The organism is Achromobacter sp. 1L-A-4-B-C2, from assembly GCF_057291955.1.
The window spans coordinates 305,847-332,535 of the sequence record NZ_JBXAWP010000005.1 but is presented as its reverse complement, the minus strand read 5'-3'; the positions used below and the strand labels follow the sequence as shown (position 1 = coordinate 332,535).

Sequence of the window (26,689 nt, the reverse complement as noted above, 5' to 3'; positions counted from 1 at the left end):
CCGTCACGGCGCCAGTGCTTGAGCATCGCCATGAATAAAGCCTTTGTTAAAGAGTCCGACAACGAGGACGACGACGACCTGCCGCAAGCCCAGGCTTTGCCCGTGGGCACCAAGAACTACATGACCCCCGAGGGCTACGAACGCCTGCGCGCCGAACTGACGCATCTGATGAACGTCGAGCGTCCGTCGGTGGTGCAAGTGGTGTCGTGGGCGGCGTCCAACGGCGACCGCTCGGAAAACGGCGACTACCTCTACGGCAAGAAACGCCTGCGGGAAATCGACCGCCGCATGCGCTTTTTGACCAAGCGGCTGGACATCGCCGAAGTGGTGGACCCGGCCTTGCAGCCCAACCGCGACCAGGTCTTTTTCGGCGCCACGGTGCTGTATAGCGACAAGGCCGGCGAAGACCACACCGTCACCATTGTGGGCGTGGACGAGGCCGAGCCGCTGGCCGGCAAGATCAGCTGGATTTCGCCGGTGGCGCGCGCGCTGATCAAGGCCAGGGAAGGGGACACGGTGGTGTTGCGCACGCCGGGTGGCATCGAAGAGCTGGATATTCTGGAAGTGCGCTACCCGTAGGCGCGACGGGGAAAAAGGCAAAAGCGGCAACAGGGGCAAAAGGGCAAAAGCGGGAAAAAGGGCAGAAGGGCAAAAGCGCAACAGTGTCCGCGCGCAAACCCGAACATTGCCCGCCGCCCAAAAAGGAAACAGGCGCCAGCTTTTGACTGGCGCCTGTTTGGTTGGGAGGGCTCTGACGTCCCTGCCTCGGTTTGGCGGCTTGCGCCGTCGTTCCCCTGGGGCTTGCTGCTTAAATCGATGCGTAGGTGTCGGTGTCGGTGTCGGCGTTGGCGTTGGCGTTGGCGTTGACGTTCAACGAGCCGGCCTTACTTCTTGCGCGCGGCGATGGACTTTTCGGCCATATTGACCAGGTCTTCGCCGATCTGCTTCTTCCACTTGTCGTACACGGGTTGCGTGACCTTGGCGAAGGCGTCGTGTTCGGCCTTGGACAAGGACGTCACGGTCACGCCGTGGCCTTCAATTTCCTTCAGCAGCGACGGGTCTTCGGGCGTGACGCCCTTGCGCGCAATCACGATCTGCTGCTTGCCGGCATCCAGCGCGGCCTGGCGCACGATGTCGCGATCCTTTTCCGACCACGAATTCCACACTTCGCGGTTCACCACGAAAATCAGCGGATCCGCCACGTAGTTCCACAGCGTCAGGTATTTCTGGCCCACCGTGTACAGCTTGGAACCCGTGTAGATCGACAGCGGATTTTCCTGCCCGTCAACCGCGCCGCTGGCCAGCGCCGGTTGCGCATCGGCCCAGCTCATCTGCGTGGGGTTGGCGCCCAGCGCGGTGAACGTGTCGATGTACAGGGGCGATCCCACCACGCGCAGCTTCATGCCCTTCATGTCTTCGGGCTTCTTGATGTCGCGTTTGGAATTGCTGAGCTGGCGATAGCCGTTTTCGCCCCATGCCAGCGGCACGACGCCGGCCTTTTCAATCAGCTTGAACATTTCGCGGCCCACGTCGCCTTGCACCAGCGCGTCGATGGCGGCGTAGTCGGGCATCAGGAAGGGCAGCGAGAACAGGTTCAGCTGCTTGACCTGCGGCGACCAGTTGATGGTGGACCCCACGGCCATGTCGATCACGCCCTGGCGGATGGCGGTGAATTCGCGCGTCTGGTCGCCCTGCACCAGCGACGTGCCCGGGTACACCTTGATGTTGATGCGGCCATCGGTGCGTTCGCGCACCAGCTTGGACCAGATCTCGGCGCCCTGGCCCCACGGGAAGGTCGTGCCCACCACGATGGACAGCTTGTATTCGGGTTTGTAGTTCTGCGCGTGCGCCGGCGTCATGCCGACCACGGCGGCGGCGCACAGCGCGGCGCCGATCAGGTTGCGGAATTTCATGCGGTGTCTCCTCTCTCTGAGTGTGTCTGTTGTTGTTGTCGGTTGTTTGTTGTCGGTCGTTGATGGTTGTGCTGCAACCTGCCCTTTCAATAGCCCAGCTTTTTCGGCAACCACAGCGCCAGCTGCGGAAACACCAGCACCGCCACCAGCACCAGGAACATGGCGCCCAATAGCCACACCACCCAGCGCACCGTGGATTCCATCGGCACGCGCGCAATGCGGCACGACACCATCAGGTTCACGGCAAGCGGCGGGGTGAACTGGCCCAGCGCCACCTTCAAGGTCAGGATCACGCCGAACCACACCGGGTCCCAGCCGTAGGCATTGGCAATGGGCATCAGCAACGGCACGAAGATCAGGAAGATCGAAATGCCGTCCAGGAACATGCCCACCGTCATCAGCAGCAGAATCAGCAGCGACAGCACGCCCCATTCGCCCAGGCCGGAATTGACGATGGCGTTGGTGATCGGGTCAATCACGCTAAGCGTGGACAAGGCCCAGGCGAAGATGCCCGCCAGCGTCACCACCAGCATGATCACGGCGGACAGCTCGGCCGCCTCGCGCAAGATGGTGTACAGGTCGCGCAGCTTGATGGTGCGGTGGATGAAGCCGCCCACGAACAAGCCGTAGAACACCGCCACGACCGCCGCCTCGGTGGGCGTGAACCAGCCCAGGCGCATGCCGCCCAAAATCAGCACCGGCGCGGCCAGGCCCCATGACGCTTCGCGCAGGCTTGCCCAGAAGGGCGGGCGCGGCAGGTGAGCTTCCAGCGCGCCCATCTTGTATTTGCGCGACAGCCAGACGGCCGGAATGATCAGCGCGAAACCGGCCAGGATGCCGGGGATCATGCCCGCCGCGAACAGCGCCGGCACCGACGCGCCGGGCACCAGCACGGAATAGATGATGAAGGCGACGGACGGCGGAATCAGGATGTCGGTGGCGGCGCCGGCTGCAACGACGGCCGCCGAGAACGAACCCGGGTAGCCGGCGCGCGACATGGCCGCAATCATCACCGCGCCCACCGCCGCCGCGCATGCCGGGCCCGAACCCGAAATGCCGCCCAGGAACATGGCCACCGCAATCGACACCAGCGGCAGCATGCCCGGGCCCCGGCCCACAATGGCAATCGCAAAGTCCACCAGCCGCTTGGCCACGCCCGAACGGTCAAAGATGGAACCCACCAGCACGAACATGGGGATGGCCAGCAGCGGGTACTTGGCCAGCCCCGCGTAGAAGTTCTGCGGCACGGTCAACAGGCCATACCAGGGCGTGTCCAGGTTGGACAGCACGATGGCGACGGTGCCGCCGATGCCCAGCGCCACGCCCACGGGCACGCCGATCAGCATCAGCACAATGAAGACAACGAAGAGCAGGGTGGCGATCATTTCGTGTCGGCGCCCCGGGCGATGCGGCGGATGGTGCCCAGCGTGCGCAGCGAGATCGCCGCGGCCATCACGGGCAGCCAGATCGAATACCACCAGGTAGGCACGCCAATGGCCGGCGACGTTTCTTCGTAGATGAATTCGTCGGACACCAGCTTGACCGACAGCACGGTCAGCAGCACGAAAAAGGCCAGCACGCAGCCGTTGGAGATCAAGGCCAGGATGCGCTGGCGGCGGGGCGAGCCGCTGTCCGCCAGGATTTCGATGCGGATGTGGTGGTTGCGCACGAACGCCACGCTGCCGCCCGCCATGGTCAGCACGATCAACAGGAACACCGAGATTTCTTCGGTCCAGGCGAATGACTGGTCGGTGAAGTAGCGCACCAGCACGTTGGCGAAGGTGATCAGCGCCAGCGTCGCCAGCAGGATGACGGCCAGCCAGTCTTCGATGGCAAGCGGCACCTTGACGGCGGGTTCGGATTCAACGGGGATGATCGGTTCGACGGGTTCGGCGGGGGCTTCAGGGCGGGACATGGGTGCGGCGACGGCAGGGCGCTTGGCGCGTTCTAGTCATGGGGTCGCTGCATCCTACCGTCGGCCCGCAGGCGCCGGTCTTCGTGTTTTCCCGTGGTGCGGGGCGGCAACAACATGCTGCGTTGCGTCAGAGTCGGCCGTGCCTTCCGGGCCGCACGGCGCCTGTCGCCAGCGACAGGGCGCGATGACACCAAGGCTTTACCGCGATATTGCCGTGCACCATTTTTGTGCGGCGGCGTTGGAATTCTTTTGTAACATCGGCCGAAATGGCCGCTTGGCTAGCTTCTTGAACAACAGCTCCGGGAAAACCCCCTAAACAGGTAAAATCACTTTTTGCACCCATCCTTATACGGCGCCCGCATCGTGTCCCTAGTTCAGCATCTGCCTGGTTCCTCCGTCCTGTCCTCCTTTCGTCGCGATCGCCTGTTGGCGCAATTGAAGGAAGCCGGCCTGCCGGTGGCCGACATCTCCGCTCGCTACGAGCACTTCGTCAGCACCGACGCCGCCTTGACGGCCGAACAGCAGCAACACCTGACCCAACTGCTGGATTACGGCACCCCCAGCACAGCCGACGCCCCGGCCAAGAGCCTGTCGCTGCTGGTCATTCCGCGCCTGGGCACCATTTCCCCGTGGGCCAGCAAGGCCACCGACATCGCCCACAATTGCGGCCTGTCGTCGGTGCACCGCATCGAGCGCGGCGTGCGCTATGTCATCACCCCCGAACGTGGCCTGCTTGGCACCAAGTCGTTTGACGACGCCATGCTGGCGCGCGCGGCCGACTGCCTGCACGACCGCATGACCGAAACCGTGGTCGACGCCAACTTCGACGGCCAGGCGCTGTTCCAGACGCTGGCCGGCAAGCCGATGCGCACGGTTGGCGTGCAGGCAGATGGCGTCAAGGCGCTGGCCGGAGCCAACGTGTCCTTGGGCCTGGCCCTGTCAGAAGACGAAATCGAATACCTGGCCAAGTCCTTCACCGACCTGGGGCGCGACCCCACCGACGTGGAACTGATGATGTTCGCGCAGGCCAACAGCGAACACTGCCGCCACAAGATCTTCAACGCCGAATGGGTCATCGACGGCCAATCGCAACCGAACACGCTGTTCGGCATGATTCGCGCCACGCACAAGGCGCAGCCGGAAGGCACGGTCGTGGCGTATTCGGACAACGCCGCCATCATGGAAGGCGGCCCCGCGCAGCGCTTCCAGGCCGGCGTGCCCGGCGTCACGGGGCAGGGCGCTGACGGCGCCAGGTACATCCGCCGCGACACCACCGTGCACACCTTGATGAAGGTGGAAACGCACAACCACCCGACCGCGATTGCCCCGTTCCCGGGCGCATCCACCGGCGCGGGCGGCGAAATCCGCGACGAAGGCGCCACCGGTAGGGGCTCCAAGCCCAAGGCCGGCCTGACCGGTTTTACCGTGTCGCACCTGCGTTTCGACGACGCGCTGCAACCCTGGGAAGCCGACCACCACGGCCTGCCCGAGCGCATCGCCTCGCCGCTGTCCATCATGATCGACGGCCCCATCGGCGGCGCGGCGTTCAACAACGAATTCGGCCGTCCCAACCTCTTGGGCTACTTCCGTTCGTTCGAGCAGACGGCAGGCGGCACGCGCTGGGGCTATCACAAGCCCATCATGATCGCGGGCGGCCTGGGCAGCATCGACGCCGGCCTGACCCATAAAGACGTGATTCCCCCCGGCGCGCTGCTGATCCAGCTGGGCGGCCCGGGCTTCCGTATCGGCATGGGCGGCGGCGCCGCATCCAGCATCAGCATGGGCAGCAACTCCGCCGAACTGGACTTTGATTCCGTCCAGCGCGGCAACCCGGAAATCGAACGCCGCGCGCAAGAAGTCATCGACCGCTGCTGGCAGCAGGCCGAGAACAACCCCATCATCGCCATCCACGACGTGGGCGCGGGCGGCTTGTCCAATGCCTTCCCGGAATTGGTCAACGACGCCGGCCGTGGCGCCATCTTCGACTTGAAGCGCGTGCCGCTGGAAGAGTCGGGCTTGTCGCCCGCTGAAATCTGGAGCAATGAATCGCAGGAACGCTATGTCCTGTCGATTCTGCCGAAAGACCTGGAACGCTTTGACGCCATCGCCCGCCGCGAACGTTGCCCGTATGCGGTGGTGGGCGTGGCCACTGAAGAACGCCAGCTGCGCGTGGTGGACGGCGAGGGCCTGCCCGGCCTGGACACGATCCGCCCGCAAGGCGAGGCCGAAGTGCGCCCCGTGGACGTGCCGATCGACGTCATCCTGGGCAAGCCGCCGCGCATGACGCGCGACGTGCGCCGCCTGCCGGGCGTGTCCGCGCCGCTGGATCTGGCCGGCATCGACCTGACGGAAGCGGCCTACCGCGTGCTGCGTCACCCCACCGTTGCCAACAAGTCCTTCCTGATCACCATTGGCGACCGTACCGTGGGCGGGCTGTCCAGCCGCGACCAGATGGTTGGCCCGTGGCAGGTGCCGGTGGCGGACTGCGCCGTGACGCTGGCCGATTACGAAGGCTTCCGTGGCGAAGCCATGTCGATGGGTGAACGTACCCCCATCGCCATGCTGGACGCCCCGGCGTCCGGCCGCATGGCCGTGGCCGAAGCGTTGACCAACCTGGCTGCCGCCGACGTGGCGCGCCTGGAAGACATCAAGCTGTCCGCCAACTGGATGGCCGCTTGCGGCGTCGATGGCCAGGACGCCGCGCTGTATGACACCGTGTCCGCCGTCAGCGAACTGTGCCAGGCCACCGGCCTGTCCATCCCCGTGGGCAAGGATTCGCTGTCCATGAAAACGTCCTGGGAACAGGACGGCGAGCAGCGCCAGGTGGTCGCGCCCGTGTCGCTGGTGGTCACGGCGTTTGCGCCGGTGGCCGACGTGCGCGCCAGCCTGACCCCGCAACTGCGTACCGACGCCGGCGACAGCGTGCTGATCCTGATCGACCTGGGCCGTGGCCGTCACCGCATGGGTGGCTCGATCCTGGCGCAGACGTACAACCAAGTCGGCGAAACCGTGCCGGACATCGACGCGCCGCAAGACCTGCGCGCGTTCTTCATCACCATCCGCACGCTGGCCGAAGCCGGCACCATCCTGGCCTACCACGACCGTTCCGACGGCGGCCTGTTCGCCACGTTGACCGAAATGGCCTTCGCCGGCCGCACCGGTATTTCCGTGAACCTGGACATGCTGACGTTCGATCCGCAATCGGCGGACTGGGGCGACTACAAGATCCGCCCGGACCAGGTGAAGGTGCAGCGCGAAGAACTGACGCTGAAGGCGCTGTTCTCGGAAGAAGCCGGCGCCGTCATCCAGGTGCCCGCCGCGCAACGCGACGCGGTCATGCAAGTGCTGCGCGGCGCGGGCCTGTCGGCTCACTCGCACGTCATCGGCGGCCTGAACGGCGCCGACGAAGTCGAGTTCTACCGCGACGGCAAGAAGGTCTGGGGCCAGCCGCGCGCTGAACTCGGCCGCGCCTGGAGCGAAGTGTCCTACCGCATCATGGCCCGCCGCGACAACCCGGCTTGCGCGCAAGCCGAACTGGACGTCTGGAACGATACGACCGACCCGGGCATGAGCCCGAACGTGTCGTTCGACCCGCAAGAAGACATCGCCGCGCCGTTCATCAACACCGGCAAGCGTCCGCGCGTGGCCATCCTGCGCGAGCAGGGTTGCAACAGCCAGGTGGAAATGGCCTGGGCGTTCGACACTTCGGGCTTCGAAGCCATCGACGTCCACATGACCGACCTCTTGGCCGGCCGCGTGGACCTGGCGCAGATGCAGGGCCTGGTGGCCGTAGGCGGGTTCAGCTACGGCGACGTGCTGGGCGCCGGCGAAGGCTGGGCGCGCACCATCCGCTTCAACAGCCAGTTGTCGGATCAGTTCGCCGCGTACTTCGCGCGTCCTGATACGTTTGCGCTGGGCGTGTGCAACGGCTGCCAGATGATGGCGGCGTTGGCTCCGATGATTCCGGGCGCCGAGCACTGGCCGCGCTTCACGCGCAACCAGTCGGAAAAGTACGAAGCACGCCTGTCGATGGTGGAACTGGCCAAGTCGCCGTCCATCTTCTTTGCCGGCATGGAAGGCGCCCGCATCCCGGTCGCGGTTGCGCACGGCGAAGGCTTTGCCGACTTTTCCCAGCAGGGCGATGCCGGCCGCGTGCTGACCGCCGCGCGCTACATCGACAACCGTGGACTGGCCACCGAAGCCTACCCGTTCAACCCGAACGGCAGCCCGGGCGGCCTGACTTCCGTCACCACCGCCGATGGCCGCTTCACGGTGATGATGCCGCACCCGGAACGCGTGACCCGCAACGTCATGATGTCGTGGGCGCCCGAGAAATGGGGCAGCGCCGACCAGGGCGGCACGTACAGCCCTTGGATGCGCATCTTCCGCAATGCGCGCGTCTGGCTGAAGTAAGCCCGGGGGCGGCAATGCCGCCGCCGTATGACAAAAAGGACGGGCCACGGCCCGTCCTTTTTTTGTTGTTGCCGGACGGGCGTTGCCCGTCCTTTTTGTTGTCACTGCGTCCGCTGTGACGCTTAACTGGCAGCCGCCCGCAGCGTTCCCGCTTCGCGTTCAAACTGGCTGGCCAGCTCTTCCGCCGCGGGTGTCAACGGCTGCGATGTGCGTTGCAGCAGCCCGATCACGTAGTCGGGCAGCGGGTCGGTGATGGGCACGATGTCGAGCTGTTCGCGCAGCATCCCGGTGGCGATCAACGTGGTCGGCAGCAACGCCATGCGGTCGCTGTTGGCCACCAGCGCCGCCGTGTCGATCACCCCGTCCGTGTGCATGTCCACGCGCGGCGTGCCCAGGCCGGCCTGCAAGAACACGTCGTACACCGACGCGCCGGGCTGGCCGGGCGGCCCCGCCACCGCGAACACCACGTCGCGCAGTTCCTGCAACGCCTGGGCTTGCCGCAAAGGGTGGTTGCGGCGCGCCGCGACCACCAAGGGGCAGGTCAGCAAGGCGCGCGCGGTCAGGTTCTGGTCGGCTTGGTCCGTGTTGACGGGGCAGATGGCGAAATCCAGTTGCCCATCGCGCAGCAGCGGCATCAGGGAATGGTAAAGGCCGCTGCGGCAGTGCAGTTCAACCTCGGGGTAGCGCTGCCGAAAGCGCTGAATCGCCGTGGGCGCCAGCAGCACCGAGGCCGCCGCCGAAATGCCGTATTGAACGGTACCCAGCCGTTCGCCCCGCATCTGCGCCATGGTGTCGCGGGCGCGCTTGGTTTCGTGAACCAGGTATTGCGCGTGCGGCAAGAAGCGCTTGCCGTAGTCGTTGGGCCGCATCCCCTTGGCGTGCCGGTCGAATAACGACAAGCCCAGCGTGCGTTCAAGACGCCGCAGGGACTTGGTCATTGCCGGTTGGGTTTGTCCGGTGGCGCGGGCTGCCGCGTGCACGCTGCCATGTTGCGTGACGGCAAGAAAATCGAATACCTGCTGCAACTTCATGTTGATGCCCCCCTATTGCTCAGTCGAGCTTGCTGAAAGGTCCCCGGCTACTCATCCAAAGTGCTGACCGACCGTAGTTCATTAGCTGTCAAGGTAGCAAGCAAGGGCAGGGCGCCGCAGCCGTGTCCAGCGCATGCGGATTCAACACTGGCGCGGCTTGCAGGCCGATTGGGGCTTGCGAGGCATCGCTCGCTGACAATCTTTTGTAACGTAATGAGATATTTAACTTTTCGTTGCAACCTGCCGTAAACCCGTAGAGCGTAATGCAACCCGGAGTGGCTTTTCATGTTCAAGAACCTAAGTATTCGCGCAATCCTGACGACCGCCTTGGGCGTCTTTTTCGCGCTTTTCCTATTGACCGGCGTGGCCGTCTATCAACAATTGACCTCCAACCGCACCTCGATCGAAGTGCTGCTGGACACCAACCTCGTCCGCGCCAACGCGGTGGATGGCGCGGGCGCCGAACTGCTGCGCGCCCGCTTGGTGCTGCTGGCCGCGCAGAGCGCGCTGCTGGAAGGCAAGTCCATCGACAACATGGCCAGCATGCAGCGCCTGGATGGCTATACCAAGAAGGCGTCTGACTTGATCGACGCCGCGCGCAAGCTTCCAGAAACCACGGAAGTGGGTAAGCCGTTGTTCGACGGCGCGCTGGCCGCCTACGACGTCTATGTGCGCGACGCCATTGCGCCGATGGTGGCGGCCATTCGCGCGGGCAAGCCGCAGGACGCCAGCCGCCTGAACCTGGAAAAGGTCACGCCGCTGGGCATCCTGTTCACGCAGGCTATCCAGAAGTACGTGGATTACGCCGACGACGTGGGCCAGCGTGTGGCGCGCGAGGCGTCCACGCGCATCAACGGCGCGATCGTCGTGCTGATCTGTTTGCTGGTGGTGGTGGCGGTGTTGGTGGTCAGCCTGTACGCGATCTTTGCGCGTTCGGTGTTCCGTCCGCTGCACGAGGCCGGCCGCTTGTTTGACCGCATTGCCGGCGGCGACCTCAGCAACCGCATCGAGCAGCGTGGCAATAACGAAATCGGCGTGCTGTATGCCGCCGTCAAGCGCATGCAGGACAGCTTGTCGCGCACCGTGTCGGCCGTGCGCCTGGGCGTGGAAGAAATCCACACCGGGTCGCGCGAGATCGCGGCGGGCAACATCGACCTGTCTTCCCGCACCGAGCAGCAGGCCGCGTCGCTGGAAGAAACGGCCGCCAGCATGGACGAGCTGTCGTCCACGGTGAAGAACAATGCCGACAGCTCGCGCAGCGCTTCGCAATTGGCGTCGGCGGCTTCGGAAGTGGCCACGCGCGGCGGCAAGGCCGTGGGCGACGTGGTGGGCACGATGCGCGGCATTGCGGATAGCTCCAAGCGCATCGCCGATATCGTGGGCGTGATCGACGGCATCGCCTTCCAGACCAACATCCTGGCGCTGAACGCGGCGGTGGAAGCGGCGCGCGCGGGCGAGCAGGGCAAGGGCTTTGCGGTGGTGGCCAGCGAAGTGCGCGCCTTGGCGCAGCGCAGCGGCCAGGCGGCCAAGGAAATCAAGGGCTTGATCGACGAGTCGGTGCAAAAGGTGTCGATCGGTTCGGACCAGGTGGAAGCCGCGGGCGCCACCATGCAGGAGATCGTGACGTCGGTGCGCCGCGTGACGGACATCATCAACGAAATCTCCAGCGCGTCGGAAGAGCAGTCGCAAGGCATTCAGCAGGTGAACCAGGCGGTGTCGCAGATGGACAGCGTGACGCAGCAAAACGCCGCGCTGGTCGAGCAGGCGGCCGCATCCGCCGCATCGCTGGAAGCCCAGGCGCAACGCCTGCGTGAAGCGGTGGCGGTGTTCAAGCTGCAAGCCGGCGGACAGGTGATCGATGCCGACGCCGCTGCCTTGGGCCGCAATGGCGAACCGGCGCTGCTGGGCGCCTGAGCCGGGGCGTCTTAGCCGGGTCCCCGACCGGGGAGCCGCAACCCAGCCTTTCCCAGCCTGCCCTGGGCCGATCGCGACACCGCCGTCGGCCAAAAAGAAAAGCGCCCCTCGGGGCGCTTTTCTTATTCCGTCTTACTGGTCCAGCTGAATATTGGCGTCGGCGGCGACGTTCTTCCACTTCTTCACGTCGCTGGCGATCACTTGCTGGAATGCGTCCGACGAACCGGCCACCACCGTGCCGCCCAGGCTGGCCAGCTTGGCCTTCACTTCCGGCGTGTTCAGGGCGTTGACCGACGCGTCGTGCAGCGCCTTCTTCACGTCATCCGGCAACCCCTTGGGCGCCAGCAAACCGTTCCAGGCGTTGGCTTCGTAGCGCGGCAGGCCGGCTTCCTTGAAGGTGGGCGTGTCGGGCAGTTCGGGCGAACGCGCGTCGGCCGCGATGGCGATGGGCCGGATCTGGCCGCCCTTGATGTACGGCAGCGACGCCGGCACCGGTTCCCAGATCATCGACACCTGGCCGCTGATCACGTCGGTGAACGCCGGGCCCGCGCCACGGTAGGCGATGTGCATCAGCTTGGCGCCCGTCATCGACTTCATCAGTTCCATCGCCAGGTTGCCCAGCCCGCCCGCGCCGGACGAGGCGTAGGTGAACTTGTCGGGGTTGGCCTTGGACGCGGCGATCAGCGCGTTCAGGTCGGTGGCGGGAAAGTCCTTGGTCACGCTCAGCACGCCCGGCACCGTCACCAGCTGCGTGATGGCGGTGAAGTCCTGCACGGGGTCATACGTCAGCGACTTGTACACCGCCGGGTTGGTGCCGTGCGTGCTGGACGAAGCCAGCAGCAGGATGTAGCCGTCGGGCGCGGAGTCCGCCACGAAGCGCGTGCCGATCGAACCGCCCGCGCCGGCCTTGTTTTCAACGACCACGGTGGCGCCCAGCTCGGTGCCCAGCTGCGCGGCGAACACGCGGCCGATGATGTCGGCGGTGCCGCCCGGTGCAAACGGCACGATCAGGCGCACAGGCTTGGCGGGGTAGGCGGCTTGCTGGGCCGACGCGGCGCCGGCGGCCAGCGTGGCGCCGGTCAGCAGTGCCAGCGCGATGGTGGTTTTCTTGAAAGTCATCAGTGTCTCCAGGCGAAGGTTAGTCGAGGCTGCGGGCGAGCCAATCGACGATCAATTCGGCGATCTGGTCGCTATTGCGGTCCAGCATGCAGAAATGGGAATTGCCGGCGATGCCGGTGGCGGGCAGGTCCAGCACGTCGGCGCGCTGGCCGGCCGCGCGCAGCGCCGCCCAGTACGCATCGGTTTGCGCGCGGTAGCGCTGCCAGGTGTCGTCGGCGCCAAAGTGGTCGCCCCATACCAGCAATTGCGGGGGCAGGCCGGGGGCGGCGGCGGCGGGCGTGCCGGTGGGTTCCAGCGCCGCCACGGCGCGTACCGTGCTGGCGTATTCCTGGGCCAACAGCGTGGCGTAGCCGCCGCCCTGGCTGTGTCCGACCACGATGCACGGGCCGGTAAGGTCGAGCAGGGCGCGGTAGGCGTCCAGCGCCATCTCGCCATGCGTCAGCCAGCGCGGTACGAACTGCTTGGCGAACGTGTCGAAGGCCTCTACCGGGAATTGCTGCGCGGGATAGGCGCGGCGCGGCTGACCGGCCGGTGCATAGCCGGCTTCCGAGCCGATGCGGAACAGGCGCCACGCCTCTTCCTTGGAGCGAAAGATGGGCGCGCTGTCGTACACCTGCGGGTACATGGCCCAGGACGCGCGGCCCCGTTCGGGCGCGTCGGATACGAAAACGTCATAGCCCGATTGCAGCAGCCGCCACAGCCAGCCCTGGCGTCCGTCCGGCGTGCTTTCCCATTGCGCGCCCGTCATGCCGCCGCCGTGCCAAAGCAGCACGGGGTAGGGGTGGCGCGGTTGTGCCAGCCGGTATTCCTGCACGTACAACTGCCCGACGGGGTAGCCGCCGTTCATGTCGATCAGGCGGGGCGCGTTGTCAACGACCTGCATTTGCTGCATGGGCACGCCGCCGGCCACGGCCTCGGCACCGCCCACGAAATGGCTGCGGATGGACTTGAGCAACACGGGGGAGTCGGGCATCAGGGTTTTCCAGAAGTCGATGCCGGGATGTTAGTTGCCAGATGTTTCTGGCTTGTGCAAAATGCGCAATGCCTGTGCCGAATCGGCACAGATGAACCAGGGCTGGGACGGAGCAATACCGATGGACACGAAATGGCTGGAGGACTTCGTCGCGCTGTCGAAGTCGCGCAATATGTTCCAGGCGGCCGAGGCGCGCAGCGTGACGCACCCGGCGTTCGGGCGCCGCATCAAGGCGCTGGAGGAATGGGCGGGCGTGCCGCTGGTGGAACGCGGCCATCAGGTGTCGACGCTGAACGCGGCCGGGCGCAGCATGCTGGCGGCGGCGATCGATGTGCTGGATATCCTGCGCGACACGCGCCAGGCCCTGCAAAAGCCCGAGCAGGAACGCAATCGGAAAATCACCATCGCGTCGGGCAAGACGCTGGCGCATTCGGTGCTGCCCGGCGTGATGGCGCGCGTGCAGCAGGGCATGGCGCCGTTTCAGCTCAAGGTGGTCACCACCACGCTGAACTACGGCGTGGACATGCTGGCCGATGGCGAAGTGGACTTTCTGCTGTGCCACGCGCACGAGCCGCTGTACGCAAAGATCGACAACCCCGGCTACCGGTGGCGCCGCGTGGGCGCCGACAAGCTGGTGGCTGTCAGCGCCCCGGTGGCGGCGGGCGGGCGGCATCCGCGCTACGCCGTGCCCAAGCTGCCGTCCGATCCGCCCGTGCCTTTTTTGGCCTATGCCGACAGCATGTCGCTGGGGCGCATCCTGGACGATCGGCTGCGCGGCTTGTGCCTGATCGGGCAGTTGCAGACGATGTACGAGTCGGACCTGGCCGACGCGCTACACGCCATGGCGCGCCAAGGGTTCGGGCTGGCCTGGCTGCCGCACACATTGATCGAACCGGATCTGCGCGCAGGCACCCTGGTGCGCGCCGACAGCGCCCGCAATGACATCCATATGGAAATTCGGATTTATCAATCGGTAGACAACGCCAAACCCCTGGCGCGCGATGTGTGGGGGCGTATCGAAGCGTACGCGGCTCGATGACGCACTTGCGTGGGGCGACGCCGGCTGGGGCTGCCATAAATGACGGCGAGCCGAAGCCGCCGACGCCGCGCCCGCGCCCCGCGATGGCGGCCACGGGCATAAAATACCGGATTACCCCAATCCCGCCCCCCACGCACCCTACAGGATTCCGCGCCATGAACGCCCGTATCCCCGACGACGCCCTGCCGCCCACCCTTGATCCCGACGCCCTCCAGGCGCTTGTCGACGACAAGTGGGACAACGAAATCATCCCCGCGCTGACCGACTACATCGCCATCCCGGCCAAGAGCCCGGCGTTTGACGCCGACTGGGAAAAGAACGCGTTCATCGAACGCGTGGTGCGCGATGCCGCCGCCTGGGTCGAAGCGCAAAAGGTGTCCGGCCTGAAGCTGGAAGTGGTGCGCCTGCCTGGCCGCACGCCCGTCATCTTCTTTGACGCGCCCGCCACGCGTAGCGACAACGGCGACACCGTGCTGCTGTACGGCCACCTGGACAAGCAGCCGGAATTTTCGGGCTGGCGCGCGGGCCTGGGCCCCTGGACTCCCAAGTATGAAGACGGCAAGCTTTATGGCCGTGGCGGCGCGGACGACGGCTATGCCGTGTACGCCTCGCTGACCGCCATCATGGCGCTGGACAAGCAGGGCATCCCGCGCCCGCGCTGCGTGGGCATCGTGGAAACCTGTGAAGAATCGGGCAGCTACGACTTGCTGCCGTACGTGGACGCGCTGCGCGACCGCCTGGGCAACGTCGCCCTGGTGGTGTGCCTGGATTCGGGCGCGGGCAACTACGACCAGCTCTGGATGACGACCTCGCTGCGCGGCATGGTGTCGGGCACGCTGGAAGTGCAGGTGCTGGACGAAGGCGTGCATTCGGGCGATTCCAGCGGCGTGGTGCCGTCGTCGTTCCGCATCCTGCGCCATCTGCTGGACCGCCTTGAAGACAGCGCCACCGGCCGCCTGCTGCCGCAAAGCCTGCATTGCGAAATTCCCGCCGAACGCGTTGAACAAGTGGCCGCCACCGCGCGCATTCTGGGCGACGAAGTGTGGCGCCGTTTCCCCTGGAGCTGCGGCGCCGAAGGCGGCTTTGTGCTGCCGATGACGACCGAGCCCGAACAAGCGCTGCTGAACCGCACGTGGCGCCCGACCTTGTCGGTGACCGGCGCCGAAGGCCTGCCGCCGCTGTCCAGCGCCGGTAACGTGCTGCGTCCGCGCACCGCGTTCAAGCTGTCGCTGCGCCTGCCGCCGCTGATCGACGCCGTGGCCGCCTCGCAGGAAATCAAGGAACTGCTGGAAGCCGACGCCCCCTACAACGCCAAGGTCATCTTCAAGGCCAACGAAGGCGCCGCCACCGGCTGGAACGCACCGGCTTCCGTGCCGTGGCTGACGCAGGCGCTGGACGCAGCGTCCCAGCAGTACTACGGCCAGCCTTGCGGCTATATCGGCCAGGGCGGCACGATTCCGCTGATGAGCATCCTGCAAAAGGGCTTTCCGAAGGCGCAGTTCATGGTGTGCGGCGTGTTGGGCCCCAAGTCGAACGCGCACGGCCCCAATGAATTCCTGCACGTGCCTTATGGCAAGAAGCTGACGGCCGCCGTTGCGCAAACCATGGCGGCCATGCCGGCATGATTTCGACTTCCGACGCTTATGCCAACGTGGTGGCTGAAACCCGCCACTGGCTGAATCAGGCCGTGATCGGCCTGAACCTTTGCCCGTTCGCCAAGGCGGTTCAGGTCAAGGACCAGATCCGCTTTGCCGTCAGCGACGCCACCGACGCCGAAGGGGTGCTGACCGACTTGCAGGACGAGCTTGCTCTGCTGGCCGAGACCGACCCCGAGAAGATCGACACCACCTTGTTGATCATTCCCGACGCGCTGGACGACTTCCTGGATTTCAACGATTTCGAGGACCTGTCCGACCGCCTGCTCAAGCGCATGCGGTTGGTGGGCGAATTGCAGGTGGCCACGTTCCACCCGCAATTCCAGTTTGCCGACACGCAGCCGGACGACATCGAGAACTACACCAACCGCGCGCCGTACCCAATCCTGCACTTGCTGCGGGAAGACAGCATCGACCGCGCGGTGGAGTCGTTTCCGGACGCCTCGGACATCTATGAAAAGAACATCGACACGATGAAAAAGCTGGGCCTGGAAGGCTGGAAAAAACTGATGACCCGGCCCTAGGCATCCATTTCGCCGTTTGCTTCGTATATGGGATGACACCCCGCGGGCTGCCCCCGCCGGGTAGACCCTTCCCACGACGCGACAGGAGACGGCGGTGCCACACTTTTCACTGATCGCGCGGGCGCGCGGCGATGCGTAGCGTGCCCGTGGCGTCTTTGCTGGCGTTGCTGCTGGCCGGCTTGCTGATCCTGGGCTTGACGGCCTGCTCGCCGCTGACGGTGCTTAACGGCGCGGTGCCCGACAACGCCAGCCGCATCGTCACCGATGTGGCCTATGGCGACGACCCGCGCCAACGCGTCGATATCTACGCGCCACCCGGGGTGCGGAACCCGCCCGTGGTGGTTTTCTTCTATGGCGGCAGTTGGCGCAATGGCTCGCGCGCCGACTACAAATTCGTGGGCGACGCGCTGGCCTCGCGCGGCATCCTGGCCGTGATCGCCGATTACCGCCTATACCCCGACGCCGCCTATCCCGACTTCCTGGACGATTGCGCGCGCGCCGTCGCGTGGACGCTGCGCCACGTGGCCGACTACGGCGGCGACCCCGCGCGCGTCTTCGTGGCGGGCCACAGCGCGGGGGGCTACAACGCCGCCATGATCGCGCTGGACCCGCGCTGGCTACAGCGCCAGGGCGCCTCACCGTCGATGCTGCGCGGGTGGATCGGCATGGCCGGCCCCTATGACTTCCTGCCGATCGTGGCGGCCAGCCTGAAGCCGGTCTTCCATTTTCCGGGCACGCCGCCCGACTCCCAGCCGATTACCCACGTCACGGCCCACGCGCCGCCCACCTTGCTGATGGCCGGCATGGCGGACACCACGGTCGACCCGCATCGCAACACCGAAGGCCTGGCCGCCGCCTTGCAGGCCGCCCATGTGCCCGTGACGCTGGTGCGTTACGACGGCCTGGGGCACGCGCTGCTGGCCGGCGCGCTGGCGCGTCCCTTGCGCTGGCGGGCGCCGGTTCTGGACGACTTGGCGGGTTTTGTCTTGGATGCGTCGGGCGGGCCGCTGCGGGCCGACCCATAGCGCGTTCAAGTAGCGCATGGGTCGCATATCGGCCCGGTGCTACGGGTTTTCCCCGATGAATCCAATGCATCCGGGCGTACGTATATACGGCATCCACACGCGCAGCCGGGAATTCCGACGCCCACCGAAACCCTTGCGCTTAACCCTCCGAACCAGGAGAAGACCGATGAGATCTCCCTCTGACTCCGAACGCCTGGCGCTGGACAAGGCTTGCGCGCCTCAGGCCGCGCAGCCCCTGTCGCTGACCGAGCGCCTGTTGCGTCGGCGCTTGCTGGGACAACTGGCGCAATTGCAAGGCGGACGGTTGGTGATTGACGACGCAATGGGCAGCGTTGAACTGGGCGGGCAGGGCGCTACAGCGGCCCGGCTGTTGCGCCTGCGGGTGCGAGATCCCGCCTTCTACCGCGCCATTGCCGCCAACGGCAGCGTGGGCGGGGGCGAGTCCTATGGCGACGGCCATTGGCACTGCGACGACCTGACTGGCTTGATCCGGCTGCTGGTGCGCAACCGCGATCTGCTTGACGGCATGGAGCGTGGCGTGGCGCGGTTGGGCGGCGTGGCGATGCGCGCCTTGCATGCGTGCCGCCGCAACACGCGCGCCGGCAGCCGCCGCAACATTGCCGCCCACTACGATCTGGGTAACGACTTTTTCGGCCTGTTCCTGTCGCAAGACATGATGTATTCGTCCGCCATGTGGGCGGGCGAGGACGACACGCTGGAGCAGGCGTCCACCCGCAAGCTGGATGTGATCTGCCGCAAGCTGGACCTGCAACCCGGCCAGCATGTGGTCGAGATCGGCACGGGGTGGGGCGGTTTTGCGCTGCACGCGGCGCGCCACTACGGCTGCCGCGTTACCACCACGACGATTTCGCGCGAGCAGCACGCGCTGGCCACCGAACGCATCCGCCGCGCCGGCCTGCAATACCGCGTGGACGTGCTGCTGCAAGACTATCGCGACCTGCACGGCCAGTTCGACAAGCTCGTGTCCATAGAAATGATCGAGGCGATCGGGGCCGACTACCTGCCCACGTATTTCGGCAAGGTGGGCCAGCTGCTCAAGCCCGATGGGATGGCGCTGATCCAGGCCATCACCATCGAAGACCATCGTTATGCGCAGGCGCTCAAGGCGGTGGACTACATCAAGCGGCATATCTTTCCCGGCAGCTTCATGCCGTCGATCCAGGCGATGCTGCAAGCCAAGACGCGCGCCAGCGACCTGAGCCTGGTGCATCTGGAGGACTTTGGCCTGTCTTACGCGCGCACGCTGGCAGCGTGGCGCGAGCGCTTCATGGCGAACGTGGACGCGGTGCGCGGGCAGGGCTTTGACGACCGCTTCATCCGCCTGTGGGAGTTTTACCTGGCCTACTGCGAAGGCGGCTTTCGCGAACGCGCCATCGGCGTGTCGCATCTGTTGTTGGCGCGGCCCGGGGCCACGCCGGCAGCGGCGCGGTGGGCGGCGCCATGACGCCCGACATGACGCCCATCATGCAAGCCCTGATGGTGGCCGCCGTGGCCGCGTTGCTGATGGCTGGCGGCTGGCTGTGGCAGCGGCGCCATCACAACGCGGGCATCGTCGACGCGATGTGGGCATCCGGCATGGCCGTGGCCGCCGTCCTGCTGGCCTGGACCGGCCCGGGCGCGGCCACCCCGCGTGTGCTGCTGGCCGTGTTGGGCGGCGTCTGGGCGGGACGGCTGGCGCTGCACATCTGGAAGCGCGTGCGCCACGGCGAAGAAGACGGCCGCTACCGTGCCCTGCGCGCGCACTGGAACGGCAGCCAGGGCAAATTCGCGCTGTTCTTCCTGGCGCAGGCGGGGCTGGTCGTCTTCATGTCCTTGCCGTTCATTGCCGTGGCCGCCAACCCCGTGCCCGGCATGACGCCTTGGGCCTGGCTGGGCGTGCTGGTGTGGGCGGTGTCGGTGGCGGGCGAAACCGTGGCTGACCGGCAATTGGACGCCTTTCGCGCAGACCCCGCCAACCGTGGTCGCACCTGCCGTGCCGGCCTGTGGCGCGTATCGCGGCATCCCAATTATTTCTTCGAATGGTTGCACTGGTTCAGCTACGTGGCGCTGGCGGCGGGCAGCGGCTTGGCCTGGCTGGCGTGGGTGGGCCCCATTGCCATGTACATCTTCCTGCGCTGGATCAGCGGCATTCCCTACACCGAGGCGCAAGCGCTGCGCAGCCGGGGCGAAGACTATCGCCAGTATCAACGCACTACGCCGATGCTGTTTCCGTGGTTTCCGAAGCGCGATTGCGCCGGATCACCGCATCACCGCACCCCGACGCCTGAGGACTAATCATGAACGCTGCCACGTTGACTGAATCGCGCCTGGCTTCCGACCGGGCCGCGCCCGGCCTGCTGGGGCTGGCTGAACGCGGCCTGGTGCCCGACGCGCTTTTGCGCCTGGGCATCCGGCGCCTGTGCGCACAACGCCTGCGCGACGAAAGCGCCGGTGGCCCCGCCGCCCAGGCGCGGCGCTACCAACATTTGATCGATGAACTGCGCGCCAGCCCCGTGGCCATACACACCGACGACGCCAACGCCCAGCACTACGAACTGCCCGCGGAATTCTTCACGTTGTGCCTCGGCCGTCAATTGAAGTATTCCGGCTGCTATTACGCCACGGGGCGGGAAACGCTGGACCAGGCCGAAGCCGCCATGCTGGAGCTATATGGCGTGCGCGCCGAACTGGCGGACGGCCAGCGCATTCTGGAACTGGGTTGCGGCTGGGGCTCGTTGACCCTGTGGATGGCCGAACGCTATCCGACGGCGCGCATCACCGCCGTGTCGAACTCCGCCTCGCAGCGCCAGCACATCCAGGCGCAATGCCGCGCGCGCGGGCTGGACAACGTCGAGGTCATCACCTGCGACGTCAACACGCTGCAACTGCATCCGCAGACCTTCGACCGCTGCGTGTCCGTGGAAATGTTCGAGCACATGCGCAATTACCAGGCGCTGCTGGCGCGGATCGGGTCATGGCTGCGTCCGGGCGGCAAGCTGTTCGTGCACCTGTTTGCGCACCGCAGCCTGATGTACCCCTTCGAGACCGAGGGCGACGACAACTGGATGGGCCGGCATTTCTTCACGGGCGGCCTCATGCCGTCGGCAGACACCTTGCTGTGGTTTCAGGGCGACCTGCGCATCGAAGCGCGCTGGCTGGTTGACGGCAGCCACTACCAACGCACCGCGAACCACTGGCTGGCCAACCAGGACGCCCATCGCGCCCAGGTGCTGACAGTGCTGGAAAAGGCCTACGGCGCGCCGCTGGCCCGCCTGTGGTTCAACCGCTGGCGCATGTTCTGGATGGCGTGCGCCGAGTTGTTCGGCTACCAGAACGGGCAGGCCTGGATGGTGGCCCACTACCGCTTTGCGCGGCCAGACTAAAGGAGGGCACTGCCCATGCGCAAGACCTTACGCGTTGCCGGCTTGGCGTTGCTTGCCGCCTTGACGGGCTGCGGCAGCCCCACGCCCATGCCGCCCGTGGCGCAGGTGGACATCCCGCGCTTCATGGGCGATTGGTACGTCATCGCTGGCATTCCGACCTGGCCCGAGCGCGCGTCGTTCAACGCGGTGGAAACCTACGCCTTGCTGCCCGACGGGGGCATTCAGACCACGTTCCGCTATCGCCACGGCGGTTTTGACGCCAAGGTGAAAACGATGCGGCCCGAAGGCACGGTGCAACCCGGCACCGGCAACGCGGTGTGGGGCATGCAGTTCATCTGGCCGATCCAGGCGGAATACGTCATTGCCTATGTGGACGACGCCTATCAGCAGACGATCATCGGCCGCAGCAAGCGCGACTACGTCTGGATCATGGCGCGCACGCCCACCTTGCCGGATGCCGACTATGCGCGCCTGGTCGACAAGGTGCGCGAGCTGGGCTACGACCCGGCATTGCTGCGCCGCGTGCCGCAGCAGTGGCCCGAACAAGGGCCGGACCCGCGCACCTACCCTGAAGCTGGCAAGCGCTAGGGGCTTGAGGGGCAGCGCAAGAGCAAGGGCAAGGGCCAGGGCAGGGCGTCGGAATGCGACGCGCGCTAAATATTTTTTGGTTATATAAACCGGCGTTTTTATTTGCCGGTCGAATCCGGCATCGCGCCATCTGATCCGGTCCCCATACCCGTGCAGAAGGCAATGACGCGGCCCTGAAAGCGGGGCTGGTCATACCAGTGCCGTGACGCACAAAAATTTCACGAAACTTACGGCAAGGGTTTTCCCGCTACGTACGGCGTTTATTTTTCCCATAGCATCGCACCCAAAATCAAAAGCGCGACCATTTGTTACCCATGGGATCGCGCCCACGGGGCTCCACCAATTCGCCCCAGGACCCGGAAAAGAACTTTATCCAAGTTGGGAGACTTGCATGCAACGCCGTTCGTTTTTGAAGAAAGCCACTTTGGGAGCCGCTGCCGGCGGCGCCACCCTGGCGGTGCCCGCCATCGCGCAGGAAGCCCCCACGCTGAACTGGCGCCTGGCCTCCAGCTTCCCCCGCAGTGCCGACGCCATTTTCTCGGGCGGCGAAAGCGTCGCCAAGTACGTGTCGGAAGCCACGGGCGGCAAGTTTTCCATCCGCGTGTTCCCGGCCGGTGAAATCGTTCCGGCGCTGCAAGTGCTGGACGGCGTGCAAAACGGCACGATCGAATGCGGCCACAGCGCCTCGTACTACTACTACGGCAAGGACCCGGTCCTGAGCTTTGACGCCGCCGTGCCGTTCGGCCTGAACACCCGCCAGATGAATTCGTGGATGCGCCACGGCGACGGCCTGTCGCTGCTGCGTGACGTCTTCAAGACCTACAACATCGTCAACTTCCCCTGCGGCTATACCGGCACGCAGATGGGCGGCTGGTTCCGCAAGGAAATCAAGACGGTGGACGACCTGAAGGGCCTGAAGTTCCGAGTCAGCGCGTTCGCGGGCGCGGTGCTGTCGCGCCTGGGCGTGGTGCCGCAGCAGATCGCCGGCGGCGACATCTACCCGGCGCTGGAAAAGGGCACCATCGACGCGGCGGAATGGATCGGCCCCTACGACGATGAAAAGCTGGGCTTCAACAAGGTGGCCCCGCACTACTACTACCCGGGCTGGTGGGAAGGCACGCTGCAAGTGTCGCTGTACGTCAACCAGGACGCCTACAACAAGCTGCCCAAGCACTACCAGGCCATCCTGGCGCAGGCATCGGCCGCGGCGACCAACGACATGATCGCCAAGTACGACGCCGAGAACCCCGCCGCGCTGCGCCGCCTGATCGCCCAGGGCGCCAAGCTGCAATCGTTCCCCAAGCCCGTCATGGACGCGTGCTTTGCGGAATCGGTCAAGCTGTACGACGAAATGAGCGCCAAGAATCCGGTGTTCAAGAAGGTCTACGAAAGCATGAAGAACTTCCGCGACAACGAACTGCCCTGGTTCCGTGTTGCCGAAGGCAGCTATGACAGCTACATGGGCACGATCAACCGCGGCAAGTAAGCCCCGGCCAGTGCCCAAGGCGCGCGGGGATGTGCCGCATCCCCGCGCGCCTGCTGGATTTTTGCCGCTGTTTTTTCGCCTCTGTCCTGTCTGTCTCTCCTCAAGTTGCACATTGACCGCGCGTAAGTCCCGCGCCGGTCCGGATATCCAACATGAATGCCCTCTTAGCCCTATCCCGTTTGATCGATGCGATCAACACGGTGGTCGGCCGGTGCGTGACGTGGTTGACGCTGGTCGTCGTCCTGGTCAGCGCCGGCAACGCCGTCGTGCGCAAGGTCTTCCAGATCAGCTCCAACGCCTGGCTTGAAATGCAGTGGTACCTGTTCGGCGCCATCTTTCTGTTGGCCGCCGGGTACACGCTGCTGCGCAACGAACACGTGCGCGTGGACGTGCTGTCCTCGCGCCTGTCGCGGCGCAAGCAGATCTACATCGACATCTTCGGCGTCATCTTCTTCCTGATGCCCGCCTGCCTGCTCATCACCTACCTGTCCTGGCCGGTGTTCATGGATTCGTTCGTGACGAATGAACAGTCGTCCAATACCGGCGGCCTGGTGCGCTGGCCGGTCAAGCTGCTGATTCCTGTTGGCTTTGCCTTGCTGGTGTTGGCGGGCCTGTCGCACTTGATCAAGTGCGTGGGCTTCCTGATGGGCAAGTGCCCGGACCCCGGCGCGCGCGCCACCGAGATTTCCGCCGAGGAAGCCCTGGCGCTGGAAATCGCCGAAGAAGCGCGCGTGCGTGAAGAACGCGCGTTGGCGGCGCAAGGTGGGAAGCCGCCCGGCGGCGCCGGCGATCAACACGGACAGGACGGACGCTGACCATGGAATTCTTGACTGCAAACATGGCTCCCATCATGTTCGCCACCTTGGTGGTGTTCTTGCTGATGGGCTTTCCCGTGGCCTTCGCGCTGGCGGCCAACGGCATTCTTTTTGCGTTGATCGGCATTGAACTGGGCCTTTTGAACGCGGCGTTGTTCCAGGCCTTGCCGCAACGCATCTTCGGCATCATCTCCAACGATACCTTGCTGGCGGTGCCATTCTTTACCTTGATGGGGTTGGTGCTTGAACGATCAGGCATGGCCGAGGACCTGCTGGAAACCATCGGCCAGTTGTTCGGCACCGTGCGCGGGGGCCTGGCCATCGCGGTGGTGTTCGTGGGCGCGATGCTGGCCGCCACCACCGGCGTGGTGTCGGCCTCGGTCATCTCGATGGGCCTGATCTCGCTGCCGATCATGCTGCGCTATGGCTACGACCGCAGGCTGGCCAGCGGCATCATCGCCGCGTCGGGCACGCTGTCGCAGATCATCCCGCCGTCGCTGGTGCTGATCATCCTGGCCGACCAGCTGGGCCGTTCGATCGGCGACATGTACCGTGGCGCCATCGTGCCCGGCTTCATGTTGGCCGGCACCTACGTGTTGTTCGTCATCATCAAGTCGTACCTGAAGCCGGATTCAGCGCCGGCGCTGCCTGAAGAAGCACGGTCGTTTCACGAAGCCAACGGCACGCGCGGCGGTCGTTCGCTGCTGGTGCTGATGGTGATCTCGGCGTTGTCCGCATACTTTGTCGGCCAATACATCGAAGCCGATACGGCGCCGGTGGACGAGCAGATTGTGCTGTCGCTGCTGATCTGGGGGCTGACCGCCTTCATCATTGCCGGCGTCAACAAGGTCTTCAAGATCGGCCTGCTGTCGGCTCTTGCCGAACGGGTCACCTTCGTGATGATCCCGCCGCTATTCCTGATCTTCCTGGTGCTGGGCACCATCTTCATCGGCGTGGCGACGCCGACCGAAGGCGGCGCCATGGGCGCGGTGGGCGCCATCATCATGGCGCTGATCCGTGGCCGCCTGACGCTGAACCTGATGAAGCAGGCCATGGACACCACCACCAAGCTGTCCACCTTCGTGGTGTTCATCCTGGTGGGCTCGACGGTGTTCGGCCTGACCTTCCGGGGCGTCAACGGCGATTTGTGGGTGGAACACCTGCTGATCAGCCTGCCGGGCGGCGAGCTGGGCTTCTTGATTGCCGTCAGCGTGCTGACCTTCGTGCTGGCCTTCTTCCTGGACTTCTTCGAATTGGCCTTCATCATCGTGCCGTTGCTGGGGCCGGTGGCCGACAAGCTGGGCATCGACCTGATCTGGTTCGGCGTGCTGCTGGCGGTCAACATGCAGACCTCGTTCATGCACCCGCCGTTTGGGTTTGCGCTGTTCTACCTGAGATCGGTGGCGCCCAAGGACCGGTACAAGGACAAGGTCACGGGCAGGATGATCGAACCCGTCACCACGGGCCAGATCTATCGCGGCTCCGTTCCGTTCATCGTGATTCAGCTGGCGATGGTGGCGGCGGTGATGGCGTTTCCCGGCCTGGTCATGCACTACAAGAGCGACGAGGCGCAGGTGGATTCCAGCAAGGTGAAGATCGAGGTCGATACGTCCTACGGCACCAGCACCTATGGCGGTGACGATCCGGGGGCGGACTTCAAGTAGCGGACCAGAATGCCGGCAGCGATGCCGGCATTTTTCTTTTGGGGATATCCCTAAATGGCGGTCCAAAGGTATTGCATACAAGATACCGTCATTGTGACCGCCGCTGTTCGGCGTGCGGCCTGTGCGTCTTTCCCCATTTCCTGTGTCCGGCCACGCGGCGTCTTGTCATGGCACGCGCGGACGGTGCCGCATTGCCTTGTCTTTGCCCTTGCCCCCGCTGGAGAGTCGTATGAATGTGTCCCGCCGCCATGCCCTGGCCGCGCTTGCCGCGCTGCCCCTGATGCCGCTCACCTCGCGCCTTGCGTGGGCGCAGACCGCATTTCCGACGCGCCCCGTGCGCCTGCTGGTGGGCTTTGCGCCCGGCGGCCTGACGGACATTGCGGCCCGCGCGCTGGCCGAGCGCATGGGCAAAACCCTGAAGCAGAACGTGGTGGTGGAAAACCGGCCGGGCGGCCAGGCCATCATCGCCACCGTGGCGGTGGCGCGCGCCGAACCCGACGGCTACACGCTGGGCTTTGCCGGCACCAACGGCATGATCCTGAACCCCTTGCTATACAACAACCTGCCGTACCAGCAGTCGGACTTCAAGCAGCTGGGGTCAATGGGCAAATCGCCCATGCTGTTGATCGTGCACCCCGACCTGGGCGTGAATACCGTGCAGGAATTCATTGCGCTGGCCAAGAAAAAGCCCGGTGACATCACCTGCGCCCATGCCGGGCGAGGCGTTATCAACCACCTGGCGTTGCTGCATTTCCAGTCCAAGACCGGCACGCAGTTTCAAGACGTGCCGTACAAGGGCAGCGGCCCCGCGCTGCTGGACCTGATGGCCGGCACGGTGCAAAGCACGTTCGACTTTCCCACGTCGGCCTTGGCCAACATCAAGTCGGGCAAGCTGAAGGTGCTGGCCGTGACCGCCGACAAGCGCCTGTCCAGCCTGCCCGATGTGCCCACCATGAAAGAGGCGGGCGTGGATGGCTTCGAGCTGTACACGCGCATGATGATTTCCGGCCCCGCCGCCATGCCGGCGGACGTGGTGAAGGTGCTTGAGAACGCCGTGCGCGAAGGCACGCGCGACCCTGGCCTGATCCAGCAATTCGCCGAGCAGGGCGTGGCCGTTGAGTTCACGTCGTCGGCGGACCTGGACAAGGTCATTGCCGACGAATCCGCCATGTGGGCCGAGGTCATCAAGGCCAACGGCGTGCCCAAGACCGATCTGAAAGCGTAAGGACGCA

At 65.4% G+C, this 26,689-nt stretch carries 21 protein-coding genes; 15 read left to right on the top strand and 6 right to left on the bottom strand.

Annotation, left to right across the window (positions count from 1 at the left end; genetic code table 11):
• Positions 1-30 precede the first annotated feature (30 nt).
• Positions 31-579 carry a transcription elongation factor GreB gene (greB, locus tag AC0Z35_RS23565; protein ID WP_046806947.1) on the top strand — a complete coding sequence of 183 codons (549 nt, stop codon included), beginning with the start codon at positions 31-33 and terminating at the stop codon, positions 577-579.
• Positions 580-884: 305 nt separating this feature from the next.
• Here the strand turns inward: greB and AC0Z35_RS23560 are convergent, their stop codons facing one another.
• The 3 genes from AC0Z35_RS23560 to AC0Z35_RS23550 form a co-directional block, all read right to left on the bottom strand.
• Positions 885-1,913 (bottom strand): DctP family TRAP transporter solute-binding subunit, encoded by a 1,029-nt coding sequence (locus AC0Z35_RS23560; RefSeq protein WP_219990365.1) that lies wholly within the window; start codon positions 1,911-1,913, stop codon positions 885-887.
• An 86-nt stretch (positions 1,914-1,999) separates the two neighbouring features.
• Positions 2,000-3,298, bottom strand: a complete 1,299-nt coding sequence (locus tag AC0Z35_RS23555; RefSeq protein WP_046806945.1) for a TRAP transporter large permease — start codon at positions 3,296-3,298, stop codon at positions 2,000-2,002.
• Positions 3,295-3,828 carry a TRAP transporter small permease gene (locus AC0Z35_RS23550; RefSeq protein WP_104145083.1) on the bottom strand — a complete coding sequence of 178 codons (534 nt, stop codon included), beginning with the start codon at positions 3,826-3,828 and terminating at the stop codon, positions 3,295-3,297. Before AC0Z35_RS23550 ends, AC0Z35_RS23555 begins: the two co-directional genes overlap by 4 nt.
• A gap of 363 nt (positions 3,829-4,191) precedes the next feature.
• Here AC0Z35_RS23550 and purL point away from each other — a divergent pair, with 363 nt between their 5' ends.
• Positions 4,192-8,241, top strand: coding sequence for a phosphoribosylformylglycinamidine synthase (gene purL, locus AC0Z35_RS23545; RefSeq protein ID WP_485132872.1), 4,050 nt, complete (start codon positions 4,192-4,194; stop codon positions 8,239-8,241).
• A 122-nt stretch (positions 8,242-8,363) separates the two neighbouring features.
• On the opposite strand, the gene AC0Z35_RS23540 is transcribed toward purL, so the two are convergent.
• On the bottom strand, positions 8,364-9,272 hold the full coding sequence (locus AC0Z35_RS23540) for a LysR substrate-binding domain-containing protein (RefSeq protein ID WP_485132873.1): 909 nt from the start codon (positions 9,270-9,272) through the stop codon (positions 8,364-8,366).
• A 285-nt stretch (positions 9,273-9,557) separates the two neighbouring features.
• Here AC0Z35_RS23540 and AC0Z35_RS23535 point away from each other — a divergent pair, with 285 nt between their 5' ends.
• A complete protein-coding gene (locus AC0Z35_RS23535) occupies positions 9,558-11,186 on the top strand; it encodes a methyl-accepting chemotaxis protein (RefSeq protein ID WP_046806942.1) in 1,629 nt (542 codons plus the stop codon).
• Positions 11,187-11,318: 132 nt separating this feature from the next.
• On the opposite strand, the gene AC0Z35_RS23530 is transcribed toward AC0Z35_RS23535, so the two are convergent.
• Together AC0Z35_RS23530 and AC0Z35_RS23525 are read right to left on the bottom strand one after the other, a co-directional pair.
• Positions 11,319-12,305 carry a Bug family tripartite tricarboxylate transporter substrate binding protein gene (locus tag AC0Z35_RS23530; protein WP_485132874.1) on the bottom strand — a complete coding sequence of 329 codons (987 nt, stop codon included), beginning with the start codon at positions 12,303-12,305 and terminating at the stop codon, positions 11,319-11,321.
• A 19-nt stretch (positions 12,306-12,324) separates the two neighbouring features.
• Complete coding sequence (locus AC0Z35_RS23525) at positions 12,325-13,278, bottom strand: alpha/beta hydrolase (protein ID WP_485132875.1); 954 nt, start codon at positions 13,276-13,278, stop codon at positions 12,325-12,327.
• Positions 13,279-13,399: 121 nt separating this feature from the next.
• On the opposite strand from AC0Z35_RS23525, the gene AC0Z35_RS23520 reads away from it, so the two are divergent.
• The 12 genes from AC0Z35_RS23520 (at position 13,400) to AC0Z35_RS23465 (ending at position 26,682) form a co-directional block, all read left to right on the top strand.
• Entirely contained in the window at positions 13,400-14,317 is a 918-nt protein-coding gene (locus tag AC0Z35_RS23520; RefSeq protein ID WP_485132876.1) for a LysR family transcriptional regulator, read from the top strand.
• 155 nt (positions 14,318-14,472) lie between these two features.
• Positions 14,473-15,942, top strand: coding sequence for a M20 family metallopeptidase (locus tag AC0Z35_RS23515; protein ID WP_485132877.1), 1,470 nt, complete (start codon positions 14,473-14,475; stop codon positions 15,940-15,942).
• The gene (locus tag AC0Z35_RS23510) at positions 15,939-16,496 is read left to right on the top strand and encodes a DUF1415 domain-containing protein (protein ID WP_104145087.1); all 558 of its coding nucleotides are present in this window, start codon (positions 15,939-15,941) and stop codon (positions 16,494-16,496) included. Before AC0Z35_RS23515 ends, AC0Z35_RS23510 begins: the two co-directional genes overlap by 4 nt.
• Positions 16,497-16,627: 131 nt before the next feature.
• Complete coding sequence (locus tag AC0Z35_RS23505) at positions 16,628-17,521, top strand: alpha/beta hydrolase (protein WP_104145088.1); 894 nt, start codon at positions 16,628-16,630, stop codon at positions 17,519-17,521.
• Positions 17,522-17,687: 166 nt separating this feature from the next.
• Entirely contained in the window at positions 17,688-18,986 is a 1,299-nt protein-coding gene (locus AC0Z35_RS23500) for a class I SAM-dependent methyltransferase (RefSeq protein WP_485132878.1), read from the top strand.
• The gene (locus AC0Z35_RS23495; protein ID WP_485132879.1) at positions 18,983-19,816 is read left to right on the top strand and encodes a DUF1295 domain-containing protein; all 834 of its coding nucleotides are present in this window, start codon (positions 18,983-18,985) and stop codon (positions 19,814-19,816) included. The genes AC0Z35_RS23500 and AC0Z35_RS23495 overlap by 4 nt, the downstream gene beginning before the upstream one ends.
• Before the next feature lie 2 nt (positions 19,817-19,818).
• Positions 19,819-20,904: an SAM-dependent methyltransferase gene (locus AC0Z35_RS23490; protein ID WP_120156106.1), complete on the top strand. Its 1,086-nt coding sequence runs from the start codon at positions 19,819-19,821 to the stop codon at positions 20,902-20,904.
• Positions 20,905-20,919: 15 nt separating this feature from the next.
• Entirely contained in the window at positions 20,920-21,492 is a 573-nt protein-coding gene (locus AC0Z35_RS23485; protein WP_485132880.1) for a lipocalin family protein, read from the top strand.
• Between the two features lie 391 nt (positions 21,493-21,883).
• On the top strand, positions 21,884-22,978 hold the full coding sequence (locus AC0Z35_RS23480) for a TRAP transporter substrate-binding protein (protein ID WP_046806934.1): 1,095 nt from the start codon (positions 21,884-21,886) through the stop codon (positions 22,976-22,978).
• Positions 22,979-23,130: 152 nt separating this feature from the next.
• The gene (locus AC0Z35_RS23475) at positions 23,131-23,793 is read left to right on the top strand and encodes a TRAP transporter small permease subunit (protein WP_104145092.1); all 663 of its coding nucleotides are present in this window, start codon (positions 23,131-23,133) and stop codon (positions 23,791-23,793) included.
• Positions 23,794-23,795: 2 nt separating this feature from the next.
• A complete protein-coding gene (locus AC0Z35_RS23470; protein ID WP_485132881.1) occupies positions 23,796-25,457 on the top strand; it encodes a TRAP transporter large permease in 1,662 nt (553 codons plus the stop codon).
• Between the two features lie 229 nt (positions 25,458-25,686).
• Positions 25,687-26,682 carry a Bug family tripartite tricarboxylate transporter substrate binding protein gene (locus tag AC0Z35_RS23465; RefSeq protein ID WP_485132882.1) on the top strand — a complete coding sequence of 332 codons (996 nt, stop codon included), beginning with the start codon at positions 25,687-25,689 and terminating at the stop codon, positions 26,680-26,682.
• The last annotated feature ends 7 nt before the right edge of the window (positions 26,683-26,689 follow it).